At 44.6% G+C, this 19,202-nt stretch carries 16 protein-coding genes and 4 pseudogenes; 13 read left to right on the top strand and 7 right to left on the bottom strand.

Annotated elements, in window-relative coordinates; genetic code table 11:
- Positions 1-363 precede the first annotated feature (363 nt).
- From BS639_RS22730 to BS639_RS25245, 3 genes and pseudogenes are all read right to left on the bottom strand, one after another.
- Positions 364-552 (bottom strand): annotated as a pseudogene (locus BS639_RS22730) (IS110 family transposase); the annotation flags it as partial.
- Between the two features lie 344 nt (positions 553-896).
- Complete coding sequence (locus tag BS639_RS25250) at positions 897-1,529, bottom strand: HEPN domain-containing protein (RefSeq protein ID WP_324615972.1); 633 nt, start codon at positions 1,527-1,529, stop codon at positions 897-899.
- 27 nt (positions 1,530-1,556) lie between these two features.
- Positions 1,557-2,285: pseudogene (locus BS639_RS25245) on the bottom strand (ApeA N-terminal domain 1-containing protein); the annotation flags it as partial.
- Between the two features lie 149 nt (positions 2,286-2,434).
- On the opposite strand from BS639_RS25245, the pseudogene BS639_RS22720 reads away from it, so the two are divergent.
- Positions 2,435-3,169, top strand: a pseudogene (locus tag BS639_RS22720) (IS3 family transposase); the annotation flags it as partial.
- 549 nt (positions 3,170-3,718) lie between these two features.
- Here BS639_RS22720 and BS639_RS22715 read toward each other — a convergent pair.
- From BS639_RS22715 to BS639_RS22705, 3 genes are all read right to left on the bottom strand, one after another.
- Positions 3,719-4,657 carry an IS110 family RNA-guided transposase gene (locus tag BS639_RS22715; protein WP_084984400.1) on the bottom strand — a complete coding sequence of 313 codons (939 nt, stop codon included), beginning with the start codon at positions 4,655-4,657 and terminating at the stop codon, positions 3,719-3,721.
- A gap of 760 nt (positions 4,658-5,417) precedes the next feature.
- On the bottom strand, positions 5,418-5,615 hold the full coding sequence (locus BS639_RS22710) for a helix-turn-helix transcriptional regulator (protein WP_084984399.1): 198 nt from the start codon (positions 5,613-5,615) through the stop codon (positions 5,418-5,420).
- 160 nt (positions 5,616-5,775) lie between these two features.
- Positions 5,776-6,345, bottom strand: a complete 570-nt coding sequence (locus tag BS639_RS22705) for a YagK/YfjJ domain-containing protein (protein WP_084984398.1) — start codon at positions 6,343-6,345, stop codon at positions 5,776-5,778.
- Positions 6,346-6,706: 361 nt separating this feature from the next.
- Here BS639_RS22705 and BS639_RS22700 point away from each other — a divergent pair, with 361 nt between their 5' ends.
- The 12 genes and pseudogenes from BS639_RS22700 (at position 6,707) to BS639_RS22640 (ending at position 18,054) form a co-directional block, all read left to right on the top strand.
- Positions 6,707-7,735, top strand: coding sequence for a hypothetical protein (locus BS639_RS22700; protein ID WP_084984397.1), 1,029 nt, complete (start codon positions 6,707-6,709; stop codon positions 7,733-7,735).
- A 272-nt stretch (positions 7,736-8,007) separates the two neighbouring features.
- Positions 8,008-8,631: an EcsC family protein gene (locus tag BS639_RS22695; protein WP_084984396.1), complete on the top strand. Its 624-nt coding sequence runs from the start codon at positions 8,008-8,010 to the stop codon at positions 8,629-8,631.
- Positions 8,632-8,640: 9 nt separating this feature from the next.
- On the top strand, positions 8,641-9,462 hold the full coding sequence (locus BS639_RS22690) for a DUF932 domain-containing protein (RefSeq protein ID WP_084984395.1): 822 nt from the start codon (positions 8,641-8,643) through the stop codon (positions 9,460-9,462).
- A 109-nt stretch (positions 9,463-9,571) separates the two neighbouring features.
- Complete coding sequence (locus BS639_RS22685; protein ID WP_084984394.1) at positions 9,572-10,309, top strand: DUF3944 domain-containing protein; 738 nt, start codon at positions 9,572-9,574, stop codon at positions 10,307-10,309.
- 32 nt (positions 10,310-10,341) lie between these two features.
- On the top strand, positions 10,342-11,031 hold the full coding sequence (locus BS639_RS22680) for a DeoR family transcriptional regulator (protein ID WP_084984393.1): 690 nt from the start codon (positions 10,342-10,344) through the stop codon (positions 11,029-11,031).
- A gap of 10 nt (positions 11,032-11,041) precedes the next feature.
- Positions 11,042-11,479: a hypothetical protein gene (locus BS639_RS22675; protein WP_084984392.1), complete on the top strand. Its 438-nt coding sequence runs from the start codon at positions 11,042-11,044 to the stop codon at positions 11,477-11,479.
- Positions 11,480-12,054: 575 nt separating this feature from the next.
- Complete coding sequence (gene radC / locus BS639_RS22670) at positions 12,055-12,504, top strand: RadC family protein (RefSeq protein ID WP_139804169.1); 450 nt, start codon at positions 12,055-12,057, stop codon at positions 12,502-12,504.
- 12 nt (positions 12,505-12,516) lie between these two features.
- Complete coding sequence (locus BS639_RS22665) at positions 12,517-12,831, top strand: TA system toxin CbtA family protein (RefSeq protein WP_084984390.1); 315 nt, start codon at positions 12,517-12,519, stop codon at positions 12,829-12,831.
- A gap of 465 nt (positions 12,832-13,296) precedes the next feature.
- Positions 13,297-13,632: pseudogene (locus BS639_RS22655) on the top strand (DUF4942 domain-containing protein); the annotation flags it as partial.
- A gap of 441 nt (positions 13,633-14,073) precedes the next feature.
- Entirely contained in the window at positions 14,074-16,215 is a 2,142-nt protein-coding gene (gene ovoA, locus BS639_RS22650) for a 5-histidylcysteine sulfoxide synthase (RefSeq protein ID WP_055774603.1), read from the top strand.
- A gap of 553 nt (positions 16,216-16,768) precedes the next feature.
- Positions 16,769-17,611, top strand: coding sequence for a winged helix-turn-helix domain-containing protein (locus BS639_RS22645; RefSeq protein ID WP_055774606.1), 843 nt, complete (start codon positions 16,769-16,771; stop codon positions 17,609-17,611).
- Positions 17,581-18,054 (top strand): hypothetical protein, encoded by a 474-nt coding sequence (locus BS639_RS22640; RefSeq protein WP_055774609.1) that lies wholly within the window; start codon positions 17,581-17,583, stop codon positions 18,052-18,054. The genes BS639_RS22645 and BS639_RS22640 overlap by 31 nt, the downstream gene beginning before the upstream one ends.
- 28 nt (positions 18,055-18,082) lie before the next feature.
- Here the strand turns inward: BS639_RS22640 and BS639_RS22635 are convergent, their stop codons facing one another.
- Complete coding sequence (locus BS639_RS22635; protein WP_084984388.1) at positions 18,083-19,039, bottom strand: helix-turn-helix domain-containing protein; 957 nt, start codon at positions 19,037-19,039, stop codon at positions 18,083-18,085.
- Positions 19,040-19,202 lie beyond the last annotated feature (163 nt).

Below are 19,202 nucleotides of genomic sequence, written 5' to 3'. Positions count from 1 at the left end.
TTATAGAACATTGCATAAATATATTCTGTTATGGAATAAAGAAATGAATCTGCAGCCAGAGGTGTTCGTGCGTATTTCGTACATATATCGTAGATACTCTATCCATACTTTATTTTCGTGATGAAATATCAGCAAGTTGCGGTATTAAATTGATGGGGTTTGAAGCCCAACTGTACGAAAGTGTACGTTGAGTTCATTTTTTTGAGCAGGTTGGCGAGTAAACAAAACGAAGGTTTTGTTTACTCTTCCCGTTTAAGCCTGAAGCCATGCTGTTTTCAGCATTTCAAGTTTTAATAAACTTGGTAATCAAATCAACGGGGAGGAGGTCAAGCTCTAATGCTAACTCAGCATCCTGCGGATCATCCTTAGCTCAAGGGCGATAGCGATCCTGCCTTTCACCTTTTGGTACAATGCGTTGAGCCAGATATCAAGCGCTTCCGGAGTGTGTTCAACCACATGGAATATGCGCTCGCCGTTTTTAAACTGAACGCAGACATCGTGTTTTTTATCCGCCCAGTCCAGACCCACACGACTAAGGTAGCCATGTGGCACACAGCTGCCGTTCAAATGATGCCCTTCACTTGAGATATCTTGGTCATTTGGTTGTGATGCTTATGTATGTTGCAACCGCTCGACTCGTAAAATTCACAATGGGCGTCAAGTCAGATTCAATCACGAAATCGAACTCAGTTACGAACTGGGTATTGCCAAAAGCATGTTCTGAAAAGGTGGATTTTTTAAACTCCGATGATTGTGGAGAGTGCCGATAATACACAATATTTCAAAAACGATGCTGCTTGGGTGCCAATCTGCCACTCATTTTTGAAAATGACGGTTTTACGACGATCACACTCTATCTCGTGTTCGGAGATCACGATGAAGACATAACGGCGTCGCTAAGCTTGCTTTAAGGCGGCCGGTCCTTTACGTTGGATAAACTCTTCCCTGGTTATCAGTTCGGCTCTCCTGAGACAATATTGAAAGTTGAAGGAAAACAGGCTTTCCTGCATGCTCCATTTTAAGAGTGAAGGCTCGACGCCGATCATGTCTAGCAGGAGCAGGTGGTACAGTTTCATCAGCGCCTTTTGCGCCGGGAGGATCTTCTGGATAAAGGCGTCATATTCCCCGGCCTTGTTGGCACCGCCTGTGTGGGAAAGACGGTTACGCAGCGTGGCGCATGTTTCACAAAACGTCGTTAAAAGCGCAGGTTGAATATCAAAGGTGACGGGGTAAAGCATGTCATACAGCCGTTCTGCCAGGGTGCGTGATGCCGCGTTTTCAATGGCTTTTTTTAGCCATTTCCTCTCCTTTTTATCCATCGTAATAACACAGGTTTGCTGAATTATATTTTCCGCCTTTACTCTTCGCGATATGGCTTCAGTAGAACAGCTGCTGACCGCTTTACGCCTATCCAGCGCCTCAAGGCCCCATACCAGGCTGACAAATTGATGTTCGAGATACAGGTGTGGATTTCGCAGCGTGCCCAGGTAAAGGTGAGTTCCAGGCCCGAATTCTTCTTTTTTTGACATCCATGACGCTGACGCTAACAGGTCGCCAAACTTGTCCTGAATATCGTTGAAGGGAAGGCAGTTGAGAGGCGTAGCGGCCTTTCGTTCAAACATATCAGGTCGCCGGAAGTAGCACTGTGCCTGGTGGGTCTTATCTTCTTTTAACCACAGCAGCGTGGGCCAGGAAAAAGAATACGGAGCATTGATGATCAAAGATATAAATTCCTCAAACCCTTTGATCCAGTCCAGAAGCACTTGTGCCGGGATCACCTGGTCACATATTAATTCAAAGTCGGCACAGAGCTTGGCCTCCAGTGCATTGCGTTTTGAAAGTGAAAGGGGACCTTCAATATAACTTTTCAGGCTCAGCGTGGCGTTGGCCAGCGGCCAGGAGTAATTAGGGCTTTTTTCAACCACAAGCGTCATTCTGTCTTTGGTTCCTTCTGGTGCATAGATGGTTCCAGGCGAGAACCAGTCATCCAGTCCCTGTAAAGGAAGGCGAAGACCGTTAAACGCATCAGCGGCTATGGAGCTACTCGAGATAAAACAGCGATTAGCGGTGAAATGTAGTACAACATGTTCTGAAAAAGTCGCGGGGTATGGCTCAAGGCCCGTCAGTAAAACCTCTCGGGCACTTCGATTTAGCACACCCCGTATTTTTTTATTTTCCAGCGGCGTGGGGACGTTATAGTCATAGGTGATAGGTTCACCGCCAAGACTACTGTGCATTTTAAGGAGGATGTGCCCACTATCGTCTACAGTCAGATGCCCAAGTACGGACTTATTGCCGTCCTCACCGTCCTACTCAAAGAAACCCATTTCATCAATAATCATTTTATCCCCTAAGCCGCTACGGTAAAAATCCATCTATTGCTTTTGCACGATAGAGGTTATCTCTACGAGACTATAGCTCAGGTGTAAGTATCCCTCTTACGCGACGTGATGAAGCGGTGATTCAGAGCCTGACTGAGGCAGCTGAACGCTATCCTCGCTACGGATTTAAGAAGCTTTTTCAGGTGCTTCGCAGGCAGGGGCACGTCTGGAATCACAAGCGGGCACACCGGATTTACTGTCTGTTAAAACTGAATTTTCGTCGTAAAGGTAAACAACGCCTGCCGGTGCGCAATCCGGCTCCGCTGGCAACGCCGGAAGCGCTCAATCAGAGCTGGTCCATCGATTTTATGCACGACGCGCTGACATGTGGCCGACGTTTTCGGACTTTCAATGTCGTCGATGATTTTAACCGTGAAGCTCTGGCGATAGAAATTGACCTAAATATCCCAGCGCAGCGTGTCGTCCGGGTGCTGGACAGAATAGTAGCAAACCGTGGATATCCGCTGAAGATGCGGATGGATAATGGGCCGGAACTGATATCACTGGCGCTGGCGCAATGGGCTGAAGACCATGGTGTGATGCTGGAATTTATCAAGCCGGGTAAGCCAAGACAGAACGCGTTTATAGAACGGTTTAACCGAACATACCGGACCGAAATACTGGATTTTTACCTGTTCAGAACGCTGAATGAAGTACGAGAAATAACGGAGCGCTGGCTGAATGAGTACAACAGTGAGCGACCTCATGAGTCCCTGAATAACCTGACACCGGAAGAATACCGGCTGATGGCTGAGAAACCGGAAATCTCAAAAAGTGTGTGGAACTAAAGCTGGGATACTTACACAGGCACTGTGTGCGATACTGTCTGGTTTTTTCGACATGTAGAAAATACCGGTAATCCACAATTTGTGAAAAGGCATAAAAAAGCCGGGCGGTGGACCTGGCGAGAGCAGAAAGGGATCGATCTGGGTTTTAAATTTAGTGTCATGGTTCTGGGTAAGCTGCGCGATTCTCGCGCTGTGATCGACGGCAGGTCGATAAATACGCAGCAGGTAGTCGTCGAGTATGATGCAGGCCCCCTCAATATCGTCATCAGAAACCGGCAGCAGATTATGAGGGGTCCGCTTGGAAAACGGAATCTATGGTCACTTCCGTTTTTGCAACACCGATTTTGACGATAAGTTGGCTTGCTTGAATCTATCCGGCGTCTGATTGGGATTTTATTCCCGCGCCTGATGAACCTCAAGAAAATATACGGCTTCAATGAGCCTTTCCGTTTTACAGGTTTCTCAACAGGCCGGTGGGCCGTTAGTATCATCAATATCAGTATTCGCAAAACCAGATCAGTGATTCTTTAAACCGGTGTATTTCTGCCGTTATGCTACATAAGTTTGCTGTCGTGCCGTTAGGGCCCAGGCTATTCTGGCCAGCTTGTTTGCCAGAGCACAAGTGACGACAAAGTTGCTTTTTCGACACAGTAAATCCCTGACCCAATCGGCCAATTTTCCAGACTGGTGTTCCTGTTTTTGTATGAATACCCTGGCACATTGAACCAACAAAGTTCGGATCTTTTTGTTACCTCGCTTACTAATTCCCAGCAATGTCGTCCGACCTCCCGTGCTGTACTGTCGAGGCACCAGCCCTGTTGCCGCCGCAAAGTCACGACCGCTGGCGTACTGCTTCCCGTCGCCAATCTCATCTTCGTCCACCTTTCGTTTCAACTGGGATTCCAAATCTTTAATCTGCTCAACAAGATAGTGATAATGCTGTTGTAATTTCAGCAATAACTGGCTGAGGTAAAGAGGCAAGCTATTGTCCTCAAGAAGGGTACTCAGTCGGCTAATAACGGCAGATCCTCGTGGAACACTAATGCCAAATTCCAGCAGAAAAGCATGCATCTGATTGGTTGTTTTTACCTTATCCTGAACCAGGGATTCACGGACACGATGCAGAGCCCGCATTGCCTGCTGAGATTCCGTTCTAGGTTGCACAAAACGCATAGACGGACGTGATGCAGCTTCACAAATAGCTTCGGCGTCGACAAAGTCGTTTTTGTTACTTTTAACGAATGGACGGACAAATTGTGGTGATATCAGCTTTGGAAAATGCCCCAACTCTTCCGACTTGCGTGCTATAAAGTGAGAGCCGCCACAGGCTTCCATTGCGATGGTTGTAGCGGGGCATGTCGCCAAAAATTCGATTAACTTAGGCCGGGTAAATTTTTTACGGTAAACAGCCTTGCCGCGACGATCTTGGCAATGAATATGGAAAGAGTTTTTATCCAGATCGATACCAATGAGCGCAATGTTTTCCATGATAGTTCTCCGAATGAAAGCCTATCCTCAGCATAGTACCGGGAAGGAGGGAGTGACCATCTCATTAAAATATCCTACGTTAAGCGTTTTGAGCTTAACGAGTGATTTTGTTCCATTGAGCGCAAACCCCTGACCATAAGGGATGTACGGAACGATCTAACTGTCCGTTAAAGGTTTTGCTTACTTTCGTACACGTTATCGGCATGGCGTACGCAATCGTTCGGTTTCGGACGCATAAAAGGCACAGCGTCAGTGGTTCAGGTAGTTACAGATACAGAGCTGTCTAAAAAATAGCCTTAACGTAGGATGTCTTACCTTTTCCAAACGGACCCCAATAACGTTGCCAGAGAAGTTCACAAGGGATCACCGGTTTTATGATCAAGTCATGTAAGACGCTTGCCTTGAATGGTTAAATCAACCCGTTGAACTCACAGCACTTAGCGGAAGAACAGGGCAAGAATCTTGAGGTAGCAGGGTGAGCATAAATTTTAGCTGGAGGTGATCAAGTGATTTGAGAACGCTGGTCAATTAAAATGCGACTGGGAGTTAGATCACATTCAATTACGCTGCTAGCTTGGCTTTTGAGGCCGTACTGACCTGCCCGCGATTGTTGTAGGCGATGAATGATTTTATATGCATGTTTATACTCCACTGCGCCAAATCGCAGACGTGCGCAGTCCGTCCCTTTAGGGGCAGGTATCAGGGCAGCGGGAATTGGCGGGGGTTAAATTAGGTCAGAGGGTTAGGGCGGTTTTCGATATTACGGGCGAGATTGCTGAATACGGTTTTGTACCCAGCTTTCTACTTCACTTTGCAGCCAACGGGAGCTGCGACCGAATTTAATCGGTTTGGGGAATACACCATCTTTGATGAGTTTGTAAAACCACTTATCGGTAAGGCCAGTAAATTCTGTAATAAAAACCATATCGACCATTCGGTCATTGAGTAATTCAGACATAAGTATTCTCTCTTTAGATAGGATGGAATGAGGGCTACAGCGCGAATTGATCTAATTTCATTGAACCGTGCTGCTTCTCATCCCATTCATCTGATCGGTATTAAAATACTCAGTGGTTATTTATACAGAAAACATGTGCGAAATTTATGGTTTAGGAGAGCTATCCCTTACGCGGTCTTCCGCGACCGCTGGGTGGCGTAATGCTACTCATGCCATAGTACAAGCCCATTTCTTTCTGCTCTGTTTTTGCAAAATATCTCAAAGCTAAAAGAAGATCATTTCGTTGATTAATATCCCCATGCCTGAGCATTTTTAAACCATCGACATGGAAATATGATGCGTTACGCTTGACTAGATAACAGCGTCCTTCTCCACCAGTTTGTTCTTCCCATAGCTTCGTAACACCCATTGCAATAGGGTAGGGTTTTTGGTGTTCTTGACCATTGGCATATAAGATAGCGTGAAAGTGGTAACCCGTGTCTCGGGTGTATTCCATCACCCAAAAATAACCAATGGCGACAGTTCTCAAGAGTACCATTGACATGAATATCTGAATGTCTTCCAAGGCAATATCGACACGATGATTCTGAAAGGAATGACTTGTCTTTTTATAAGCGAAATCAATTCTCATCGGAAGTATTTTAGAGTGTGCTAATTGGAGCATGGATAGGTGTGATACTATCTTGTTGTAAATTTCTGGTATTAATGGTTTTGCTTTATACGTCTTCATTTAATATCTCCTGGTTAGGTTCAAAAGATATTCTTATTCCGTGTGTTTTTACTTCTTATCTAACAATGTTAAAAAACCTAAATTCAAATTGAGTGTTGGTTAGGGCAATTCTACAGCTTTGCATTGCCCAAGAGCCTTGACCGCAGAACTGAGTCACTGGCAGCATGGTGCCGATGCCGATGCCGATGCCGATTTAAATATTTATAAGTCATTGAATTTATTTTTTTAAATGAATTTTTGGATTAATAAATACATCATGTAGAATGCCAATAACTTACTAATGATATAATCTAAATTTACATATATGTTACTATGTAAGTTACTTAAAAATATTTTGCATAAGCAATAGATTGAGGCTTAAATGGGTGTAAATTATCGGAGTTTCACTGGCGGTAAGACAATAAGGGAATTGAGGTTGATTGCTATTCTCATATGTGAGAGGGGAATTTTAGTGCCTCTTGTATCATTGGAAGAATTACCTTGTTCATATTTAGAGCAGGAAAAATACCTTAAGATTAAAGAACAAGCGTATGAAAAACACAGCTTGCGGGAGATTCTTGAAAGTACAATAAAAAATAATTTTAGAAATCCTGGTGAGGTTAGCGAGTTTGAAAATAATTTTATTAATGTCAGTGAACGGTATTTATTGGCTGCAAAAAAATTCAGTTGGTTGAACGAGAATAGTGCAGGCTATTGGTTGTGGTGTTACCTCAGAAATGAATCAGCGCAGTTTTTTCCTCATCAAGTTCGGGCTCGTTTCCATGAGAAACATATCTTTAATCCATTCAATGGTGAGCTATTAAATGAGGATGCTGAAAATTTTTTACCGCAGAACTATGATCATACAGGTTTAACTAAATCCCCTAATAATTATAGTGAGTTGCTGGATTCAATTATCGGTTTTTTTGATCACTGGATAATAGCACTTGTTTATAAAAAAAAGGCATTGGATATTTTAAAGTCCAAATGGAGTTTTTTATTGAAATGGGAGGCTGAAAATGGGAAGCCATTTGCATTTTTGGATAAAAATGATAAGGAGGGAGGGGAGTGGTGTTGGGAGTATTTCAGAAAAAAGGTAACTGTAATTCGATGGGGCCAATTCCAACCCGCTTCAACCTTAGAGCGCTATAGCTATCTCACTGCAATATTTTATGTCTGGGATGTCTTGCCTGAAGCTAGAAAGGTTTTTTTAACTGATATAAATCGTGCATGGAGTCAGCGTAAATTTCGTATCAGTCAGAATGATAGGAAAGCTTTTCAAACCTACATGAAAGAAGATACTAAAAGGAAACTTTTAGAATTATCGAAAGTAAATGGAATGAAAATTAATGAGGTGTTAGAGGCTATTATCAATGACGCATATAGCTCGAGCTTGAATTTATCTAAGTGAATTTACTTTGTTACTGGTAGGACTGTCAATGGTATGTAAAATGTCGTTGTCCCTTGAAAGGCGTATACGTAATGTTCTGTAACTGCGGGGGGGTAAATGATGAAAGGCCAGCGGCACCGAGCGCGATAATAAAATTATATATCATCAGTTAACCATCCTGGAACAGGATACACCATTAAAAGTAGAAATAAAAAAATCAAAAACTTATATCACTATCTCGAACTCAGCCACGGTAAATCGCCGTGGCATTTTTCTTCGTGACAAGGTGATTTATGCATGATGATGACATTCCATTTAGTACCCTTTTCAGTTGGCTCGACAGCTTATACCTCCAGGCGATTAAAGGAGGGCTGGGTACTGATTCCGCAAAAGAGCTGGCACACCACTACCTGACCGTCTTTCCCGATATTCAACAAGCTGCAGAAAACCTGGTCATTTGGGAGTCCAGCAAAGCCGCAACCAGCGGATTCATTACCGGTCTGGGTGGTGTGGTGGCCTTACCCGCGACGTTGCCCGTCGGCCTGACAGGCCTGCTCTTTATTCAGTTCCGCATGATTGCTGCTATCGCCATCCTTGGTGGTCATTCACCGGATGATATCCGCACACGTCATCTTATTTATCTATGTCTCGGTGGTAGCGTGGCAAAAGAGTTGCTGCATAACGCCGGTCTCCATCTTTTCAGACAGCTTTCGTTAGCCGCGGTGGAAACTGTGAGTGAGAAGGCGATGACGACATTGATGACGCGGATCACAACCGGCGTTGCTGCTGGCTCCGCAGCCCGTCGGCTTCCTTTGGTGGGGGGCATAATGAGTGCTGGCATGGACTGGATACTGGTGCGCAGTGCGGGTGCACTGGCCCGTGAAGTCTTTCTGAATCACCATTCTGATATTTGCTAAGGAAAAAACATGACACGTCTTTCATCCCGTTTTGGCACAGCGAATATTATTCGCCGTGACCGCCCGTTAACCAACGATGAACTTGCTCAATTTGTTCCCAGTGTTTTCTCGGAAGATAAGCATGCCTCTCGCAGTGAGCGCTATACCTATATACCGACTAGTTCCCTGCTCGATAATTTACGCAAAGAAGGGTTTCAGCCATTCTTCGCGTGCCAGACCCGTGTTCGCGATGACGATAAACGAGATCATACTAAGCACATGTTGCGCCTGCGTCGTGACGGGCAGATCACCGGTAAAGAAGTCCCCGAAATTATTTTGCTAAATAGCCACGATGGTTCAAGTAGTTACCAGATGATCCCTGGCATGTTCCGCTTTGTATGCTGTAACGGCATGGTGTGCGGGACCCGTTTTGGTGAGGTCAGGGTTCCGCATAAAGGAGACGTGGTTGAACGAGTGATAGAGGGGGCATATGAAGTTTTGAACGTCTTTGAGCGGGTTGAAGAGCAGCGCGAAGCCATGCAGTGCCTGAATTTGTCCGCAGCGGCCCGCCAGGCCTTTGCCCATGCGGCTCTCAACTATCGCTACGGTGAAGAACACCATCCCGTCACCGAGTCACAGCTCCTGGTCGCTCGCCGCTGGGAAGACCGGCAAAACGACCTGTGGACCACCTACCAGCGTGTGCAGGAAAACCTGATAAAAGGCGGGCTGACGGGGGTTTCCACAAAAGGCAAACGGGCCGCTACGCGAGCCGTAAAAGGTATCGATGGCGATATTAAGCTTAACCGCGCACTGTGGGTAATGGCTGAACAGATGTTGCAACTCGCCTCATAAACACACCTTCCAGGCATTTTTCTAAAAAAATAAATCGACGTGCGGACATCACCTGTCCACCGGCTTCGTTACGTTACCCGGGCTAACTACCTGACCTAAGGAGAACGTGATGGCGATTTATCGCACAGACCCTGATTTATTTTTCCTCGCACAGTGTCATAACGACGACCTTGAATTTCTGGTCTCATTAATTACGCATGACCCGAAAGACGGTTCGCTACGCTGGTCCGAAACCTTAAGTGGCTCAGAGGACTATAAGCGTTTTTACCCTAACCACCAGGAATACTGGCAGGGCATTGCGGCGGAGGTTCAAACCTTTGGGGCAAACAGTTTTGTCAATATTCTGCGTCGGGGGAAAGGAGTTATGTACCGTGAACTCCTGTGCGATGCCTGCGATAAGATGAAAGTAAACTACAGCAAAAAAGCCAGTACCGAAAACATCGAGCTAAATATGTTAATGAAAGTATTGGAAAAAAGTTTATCAGATATGTCATCTGAACAACTTAAAGAGTTTGCCACTGGCATGGAGATTGAACTTTCAAACCCCACCCCAGAACTTATCTTAATGGCTATACAGACGGCTATCCGAGCATCCGGTTTTGCTGCCTATAAAATGGCAGTAGTCGTTGTGAGTACGGTGGCAAAAGCGCTGCTAGGGCGTGGGTTACAGTTTGGCACCTACGTGTTGTTAACTCGCTCTATCAGTGCGTTGGCGGGGCCTGTTGGATGGGCATTGAGTTCACTGTGGCTTGCAACCGATTTGGCCGGTCCAGCTTATCGGATAACCATTCCTGCGTGCTTGCTCATTGCTTACATGCGACAGAAAGCACTATATCTCCCTGTATAACGCTTAGCACGAGCAACAAAGGAACGATGCTTATGTCAGAAGGCAGCATATCCCATGATAGCTTGGCTGTCCGACTGACCCTGATTATCAGTCGGTTACTCATGGGGGAATCGCTTTCCATCAGTGCCCTGGCAACGGAGTTTAATGTCTCAACGCGTACGTTAAGGCGTGATTTTAACCAGCGATTAATCTATCTCGATATTGAACATCGTGACGGTGTTTATCGACTGGCTCAATCTTTGCCTGGGCACAGGACCGATGCTGATATTATTCACTTTGCCAGGGTGACCCACATGGCGCAATTTTTCCCCGGTCTGGACAGAAAGCTTTTGTCTATCTTGCTGGATAAAAATGAAGGCTCCCCTTATGTGGTCTATCATGCCCCCCCTAAAAATATGCCGACGTTATTTGGTGGTTTTTATCGAATAACTCAGGCAATCATGGACAGCGTTACTGTAAGTCTGAACGTACAGGGTATTCAGTATCATCATCTTTCACCCTATCGCTTAATTTATTATGAAGGAGACTGGTATTTGATTGGAGAGTACAATCTCAATATTCAGGTTTTATTGTTGTTTCATATTACCGATGTCACATTGAACAAGAAGCACTTTTATAAAAAACGGACTATCACTGAGCTGACTGAAGACGTGGAGTTTATCATGTCACTTCCTCATTTTCAGTTTGTGCGTAAGTTGCTTTTCAATCTTAATAAAAAATAAGGGATCCAAAATGAAAGTATTATTAGCTACAACGTGTTTACTCCTGCTTGCAACCTCCACTGTACAGGCCAGTGAATGGAAAAAATCCTGGGCGCAAGGCGTAACCGAGTATAGACTTCAGGGAGAAGGGCAGTCCTCACTCTATTTTGGCTGTGATCCGAACGCCAATACCTTTGTACAAGTTACCGATGCTCAAGGTAAAAGTATTAGTAGCCTTGATGAAGGACGCTCTGTCTATGCCAGCGTAGACGGTAAGCCATCACTTCTTATCAACGACACGTTCTCCGATGCGGGCAGTTCCGCCTTTGTGCAACTTTGGAAGCAGCTCAGAGTCGGAAAAAGTGTCGTACTCACCGCTGACAATCTCCAAAGTACAAGGTTTGCTCTGTCGGGCACAGCACACGTTCTACCAAAGCTTGATGCGTCTGATTGCCGTGTCATGCAATAACGCCATCCCTGCTCATATTAAGCGTTCTGTTTAGCCCTTTATTGTTTATCTCGGGTATGAAGATACCGGTTGGTGTTTTAGCCTGGAAAATTGATGAGGCGGACAATGATAATATCTTAATTAACTAAGGCGATTTTAAGATGAAATAGAAAGACATAAACATGGAGTATGGCGATGAGGCATCTGCCACTCAAATGGGTGAGTTTAAGGTCTTATGTTACAAGTTGTCATGAGAGGTATTTCAATATAGGTTGGTACAGGTTTTAATTGGTTTGTTATCATTTATTAATAAGTCATGCTCAATGGTCCCATTTATATATATTCATTGTGATATTGAAAAAGGAGTATTAACACTGCGTATTAATAGCCATCATAAACCTCCCTTCCTAAAGGTTTCCCTCCTTTCGGATTGTTTACCATAGTATTGCTCTCACCGAAGTAAATAAATACGACATAACAATATGACTGACGTCCCTGTGTCCAGGTGCGTCAGTTTTATGACGTGTGTCATACCTTCTTATCTCAACAAGCCGCTATCTCACCGGATAGCGGCTTTTCTTTTATTGGAGTTCGCCATGCAATATCAAACCCACCAGCGCGTCATTCAAATCGCGCTGACTCTGCTAGAAAAGAAAATGAAGCAGAAGTCTAACAGTTTACATTCTAGCGCTGAGACATTGCAGTACCTGCGCCTTCAACTTGAACTGCTTGAACGTGAAGTATTTATGGTGCTGTATCTGGATAATCAGCATCGGCTTATCGATAGCGAAATCAGCTCACTGGGCACCATCAATGCGACTTCTGTTTATCCACGAGAAATCGTTAAAGCTGCGCTGACCCACAACGCGGCGGCGGTAATACGGGCACACAATCATCCGTCGGGCGTCGCTGAACCCAGCCATGCGGACCGTACGGTGACCGAGCGTTTGACCAAGGCGTTATCGCTGGTGGATGTCAGGGTGTTAGACCACGTTGTCATCGGACACGGTGAGTCAATATCTTTCGCTGAACGCGGCTGGCTGTGAGGAGATTTAGTGATGACGTCGAATTCCAAAACATTGACACCGACTGAAGCCTGGCAAACCCTGCTGGCCTATTTGTTCCAGCAACATTACGGTCTGACGTTAAACGATACCCCATTTAGTGAAAGTCAGGTTATACAGGAGCATATCGATGCGGGCATTTCGTTACTGGATGCGGTGAATTTCCAGGTTGAGCGTTATGTATTGGTACGCATTGACCGTAAAGGTTCCTCTTGGCACGAACCGGCTCCCTTTATTAATACGGTTGATATCCTCCGGGCCAGAAGGGCAACGGGGCTGCTACGTGGTGCTAAGGAGGGCAAATTATGATCGCCGGTTTTTCCATCCCCTCCGCAGTCTATCGTATCAAGCAACTGAGGGACGCCGAACCCGAGTCGTGCCTCATGCTCATCGACAGATAAGAATGCATCCACAAACCACCGGCCATTCCTACCTGACCATCTGCGAGCATTCAGGTAATACGCCGCTGCACTTTGACGATAGTTTAATTGGATTGGGCGTTATTTCCTTTAACGGATGCAGGCCTCGTCAGAAGGCTGGGGAGGTATTTGTACTGGTTCGCGGTATGCGGCAGACAAATGAATATTACTGATCAGCCTTATAGCTTTATGGTTCGTGTCGTTCTTCTATTAGCTAATTACCATTGTCCTACCACTTGGGAATTCACCGCTGATATCCCTACGTCTGACTGGTAACAAACAGCTGACTGGATCGCTAGGTATCTCAACCTTGCGAGCCACATTCCTGATTATGAATGGATCATATACGGGGTCAGGGTCAAAGATCATCATCAATAATCTGGTGACTTACAATCGCTGGGGTTACAGCCTGAACTGGGGCTGGCGTAGAGACCAGTTAGCCGATTTGGAGCGCATGTTATTTTTGCTGGACGGAAAACCGATTCCTGACAACCGGGGCGATATTACTACCCGACTCATGGAACATGTGCGTGATCACCCGAGCCAACAGTCGTATGAAGATGATTACTTCAATATTAGATATTTCCAGAAGGGTACCGGGCACTTGACGTTTAAGCGCCCAGAGCTAATCGACAAGATGAATGACATCATTGCGAAACACTACCCCGGAATGTTAGCGCAAAGCATCTAATCTAGGCATTTCTAAAATCTGTTTTTCTTCAGAAAAATCACGTAAAATCTCAAAACCACAAATTCACTAAATTATTGATTTAATGTTGTTTTATGTGAAAATCAATTGAGTATATAAGTGAGTATACATAGTGGTTGTGTCTTGATCTATTTACTTATAATTCAGATGGTTGAAAGTGATTAGCGAGTCCGGCCTTCGCACCATTAGTATGAAAATTAAAGTCACCTACGGGTGGCTTTTTTTTTGCCTAAAATTTAGCAATTACAAGGCAGTACCTTGTTCATAGGCGCCTGAGTTATCCCCATAAATAAGTTTGTGCTAAAACACTGGCACACTCTGACCTCTATTCGCTCCCGCCTTACATCTGGTTACGACTAAGCCAGTATGTCACCTGCTACACTTATTCCTTATCCGTTAAGTAATCAGAAATAGGAAATAACGATGGCGAGCAACAATACGGTCAGCTCGGGGTTGGCGAAACCGACACGTACCTTACTGCTGAGCGGTGATGACGTTGAAAAGAAACGTGATGAAATTCTTAACTATTTCCACCAGACTTGGGATCTCTACGAAAGTCTGTTCGACTGCCTGTCGGATGAACGGGCTTACTTCACCAAAGCGATTTCACTGCGTCATCCGCTGATTTTCTACTTCGGCCATACCGCGACTTTCTATATTAATAAGCTGATGGCGGCGGGCCTGATCGAAGAACGTGTTGACTCTGATATTGAAGCGATGCTGGCCATTGGTGTAGATGAAATGAGCTGGGACGACTTGGATACTAGTCATTATTCTTGGCCATCTTTAGCTGAATTACGTGACTATCGCGGCAAGGTTCGCCAGCGCGTCACTGACCTTATCAAGCAAATACCGCTGACGTTGCCGCTGAACTGGGAGAGCCCTGCGTGGGTAATTTTGATGGGGATTGAGCATGAGCGCATCCATCTTGAAACCTCGAGCGTATTGATGAGGCAACTGCCGGTGGAGTGGCTTACGCCGCAGCCACACTGGCCAGCCTGTCAGCGTGCCCGTAACGATCGTACCGCCGCACCTGAAAACAGCTTGGTATCTTTGCCTGAAAGCACGGTGAGTTTGGGCAAAACGGATGATACTTACGGCTGGGACAATGAATATGGTCGCTTGGAGTGCCGCGTAAATGCTTTTAAGGCCAGCAAAATGCTCGTCAGCAATGCTGAGTTTTATGCGTTTATTCAGGCCGGTGGTTATCAGAATCCACAGTGGTGGGACGAAGAAGGTCAGGGCTGGCTCACGTTTTCCAACGCTGAGATGCCAACATTTTGGGTAGGTGCGGTGAGCAAGCCGGCCGGACTTAAACTGAGGTTGATGACGGAAGAAGTGGCCATGCCGTGGGATTGGCCCGCTGAAGTTAATCAGCTGGAAGCCTCTGCGTTTTGTCGCTGGAAGGCCGATGATACGGGTAAATCAATTCAGTTGCCGACCGAGGCCGAGTGGTACGTACTGCGCGAACAGGTCGAAGGCGATCAGCCTAACTGGGCGCAGGCACCGGGTAACGTGAACCTCGAATGGTGGGCGTCGAGCTGTCCGGTGGACCGATTCGCACAGGGTGATTTTTATGACATTGTGGGTAATGTTTGGCAGTGGACCACCACGCCGATTAGCGGATTTGAGGGCTTCAAGATCCACCCACTTTACGACGATTTTTCGACGCCGACCTTTGACGGCAAGCACGCTATTATTAAAGGCGGCAGCTGGATTTCAACCGGTAATGAGGCGCTTAAATCTGCGCGTTATGCCTTTAGACGTCACTTTTTCCAGCATGCTGGCTTCCGTTACGTAGTTTCAACGCATCAGGAAAAGCTTACCGTGAACCCTTATGAAACTGACCTGTTGGTGTCACAGTATCTTGATTTCCAATACGGACCTCATTATTTCAACGTGGATAACTATGCGCGAGCGTTGGTCGATATTGCAGAACAGGTGGTCGAAAAACGGGGTAGTGCCCTTGATATTGGCTGTGCGACCGGACGTGCTAGTTTTGAATTAGCGCGTACATTCGACAAGGTTACCGGTATGGATTACTCCGCACGGTTTATCGATGTTGCTTTGTCGTTGGTGCGGGGCGAAGAGCGTCGTTATCTGATGCCTGAAGAGGGTGAACTGGTCGAATATTGCCAGGCCAGCCTGCAAGCTATTGGCATTACGCCCGAGCAGGCAGCGCGGGTAAATTTCGTTCAGGGGGATGCTTGTAATCTTAAGCCTCAGCAGGAAGCCTATGATTTGGTGCTGGCATCCAATTTAATTGACCGCCTGCGTGAGCCTGAACGTTTTCTGCGTGACATCACGACCAGAATTGCGAAAGGTGGGGTGCTGATGATTTCATCGCCTTACACTTGGCTTGAAGAGTTCACGCCTAAAGAGAACTGGATTGGAGGAGTACGCGAAAACGGCGAGGCACTTACCAGCTATCAGGCGCTCCAGCGTCTATTGACGGCTGAATTTAGCGAGGTCCAGCCGCCTGCTGATATCCCATTTGTTATTCGTGAAACAGCAAGAAAGCATCAACACACCGTTGCACAATTAACCGTTTGGCGTAAGCGTTAAAATGAGGCCTGCCTGGGGGATGAAACCAGACAGGCCTTTTTTCAGAAACTATTCATTTATTTATCAGGAATTTTTCAGATAACGTCGCAGTATTCTGGTCATCGGGGAGTACCTATTTACCATCCTCATAAACTCCTCACAATGTATTTTTTATGTTGATATTTCGGCGTAATATAATTTTCTGATAACTTGTTAACTTAATATTTAAGTGCATTTAAATTTTTTCAGATTGAAAGTCAAGGTATTTTTTTGTGATAAATTCCTTAGCTAAGCGTGGATGATTGATTTTTTTTATTATATTTTTATGCGCAAATTTATTTAAAATTTAAGAAATAATACCGGTTTTATGCTGCGAATACATACTGCAATAAAATTTATTCTATGAGAAAAAACTGAGTATGTGGTGAGTTTTCATGGTTAGCCAGTGATGAGTATGCTATGTTTCGGGAGGGTTTTATCATGTGGATTAATTAGTCTTATTCCGAGTTTTTTAAAAGATGTAATCCACAGGAAAAATACACTCTCCTGGTACAAAAAATGGATAAGGATTGTTATGGGAAGTAATAAAGTGCCTTTACGAGAGGGGATTTATTATAATTCGGTATATTCGTGCTTAGAGTGTCCTGCTGGAGAAATACATCTCACGCCCAATGAAAAAAAGATGCTTGGAATAATATTAGATGGGCGAGGCAAAAAGGACACTCTCATTGAAGAAATATGGCATCAGCAAGGGGTGATTGTCAGCGAGTCGAGCTATCATCAGTTGGTCAAAATGCTGCGGAGAAAATTTGTAGCCGCGGGGTTACCCCCTTCTTGCTTGAAGACTATTTCAAGATACGGGATTGTGTTTGTGAGTGAGTCCGATCCCAAAGAGAATGAAAATTCCGCGTTATGTGATATTAATCTGAGTTTACATGATGGTACTGTTCAAAAGGATAAGGACGCGAACAGTCAACGGCAGCAAGAAATGGAAAGTGTTGAGGTTAGGGGACTTGTTATGCCGTTTTCCTTAGCAGGTAATGATGCAAAGCCACATTCAGCGTCATTATCTAGTTTGTTAAAATATCAGCGAGAACTTCCATCAATTAAAGTGTCTTACACCGTGTCAGCGGGTTTATTTTTGTTTTCTATTTTGTTTGTTTTATTGATTTTAACGGGGTATCACGGTGACGAGTATTTCACAAAGATTAAAAAGATCGATCGGGTGAGTTATTATACCAGCCCGACGGCTAAAATGTCTGAACTGCTGTGGCAACGTATTGAGCACAAAGTCATGCCTGTCACCACGAACGTTTATATCGCATCGAATGGCCCAAAATTTTGGATTGCCTACTGCGAAAATAGTATTTATAAGGAAAACGTGCCGTGTACTTACGAACATTTTTCAGCATATTAATTTCAATTGTAGTTTTGACCTTTGCTGGCTACTTTCTTAGCGTTAAGTTTTTTTTCGATAAAACAATCCCAGAAGCCCCTTGCAGCATGGAGATCGTCAATGGGGACTTTATCAACGATCAATATAAAAACTATCAATTTAACGGTGCAGTGACGCTGTGGTTGAAAAATAATATCATTACCGCCTTTGGCGTTTACAACACGACAAACGGAATGAAAAAATTGAGCCGAAGCCTTCTGCTCGATCATATTAAAAAGAGCGATGAGGTTGTCACAGCGAACGTAAAGTCCGTAAAAATCTCGTCATCCGATCAGATACACAATGCAGATAACTTTTTTGGCGGGGAAGGAGAGCAACTTACCCTCCACTTTCAGAAAATTAAAAACGGTGAATATCTGGTTATGATTAACAACAACTGGGTTGCAGTCTGCAAAGAGCATTAACGAGCTCGTATTTAATCTCGTTGGTTGACTACTTTTGGCGAAAATTGCAGGGGGATTCACCGTAGAATTTTAGAAAGGCGCGACGCATGCTTTTCATTCCTGAAAAACCGCAAAGACAGGAAATTTTATCCAGAGACAGACGTCCTTGTATTACATGCTGGCGTGCTACTTCTGCCCTAATCTGTGCGACGGCTTTTGCGGGAGATGTTCCCGTTTCTTCTTTAAACAGTCGACTAAACTGACGAGGGCTAAGGTTAGCCAGTTCCGCTAACTGATTGATCGTGACCTCATTACGTAAGTTTTCTCTAATATAACGCAATGAAATATTGATTCTCTCACTGTTGCCATGACACGAAAAGTTCTGCAATACGGCAAGTTGGCTGTTATTTTCATATTTATTAAACAACCTTTCGACAATTTTCATCAGTTGCATCGCCGCTGATGTACCCGACTCCTCTTCTATAATCGTTAACATTAAATCTATACCTGCCCAATTACCGCTGGCGGTCCAAATATGATCTTTAAGAAGAAGTGCTGACTCTTTATTTAAATTTACATTAGGAGTCAATTGACTAAATGTGGATAAAAAATAACGGTTACCTTGCTGTTCAACATCTGTGAAGAATTTTAAATCAGGCGAGCTGCCGGGCTGGTTAATCTCAAGTTTACCTCTGTATCTTACTTTGTGTTCCACATCAGTTTGAGAAGAATAGGACGAATTCAGGTCCCATGAAAGTGCACTATCTCCGAGGTTTTCCAGTATAAATAGGCAACTAAGCGTAAGCAGCATTTCTTTGGTGGCAATATGAGATTCGACAGCAAGGCGACACGCGCTGTAAACCGTTCCTCCCTCTGAAGACAGCAGGATCAGCTGATATCTCATTTTACGCGTATAAATAGAATTAGCTAAATCGAGAGCGGTTGATAACCGCGAAAGAGTTAGCATGTTAAATCCATTACAAATAAAACAGCCAATTTTTTTCATTTTTTGCGCTCAGATAAGCTCAAATCATCTGGGATTAGTGACTTGTATCATCATTGGAATGTTTAATATTAATTAACTTTAGAGTTTTTATTGACTTATTATATGTTTTTATTTGAGTAATAATAAAATGAAATGAGTGTTTACGTCAATGTTGATAGTTTAG

Origin of the sequence: Rouxiella silvae (assembly GCF_002093625.1) — a bacterium.
Lineage (GTDB): Bacteria > Pseudomonadota > Gammaproteobacteria > Enterobacterales > Enterobacteriaceae > Rouxiella > Rouxiella silvae.
Note: the sequence above shows the minus strand (reverse complement) of the source record. Positions and strands in the feature narration are given on the sequence as shown.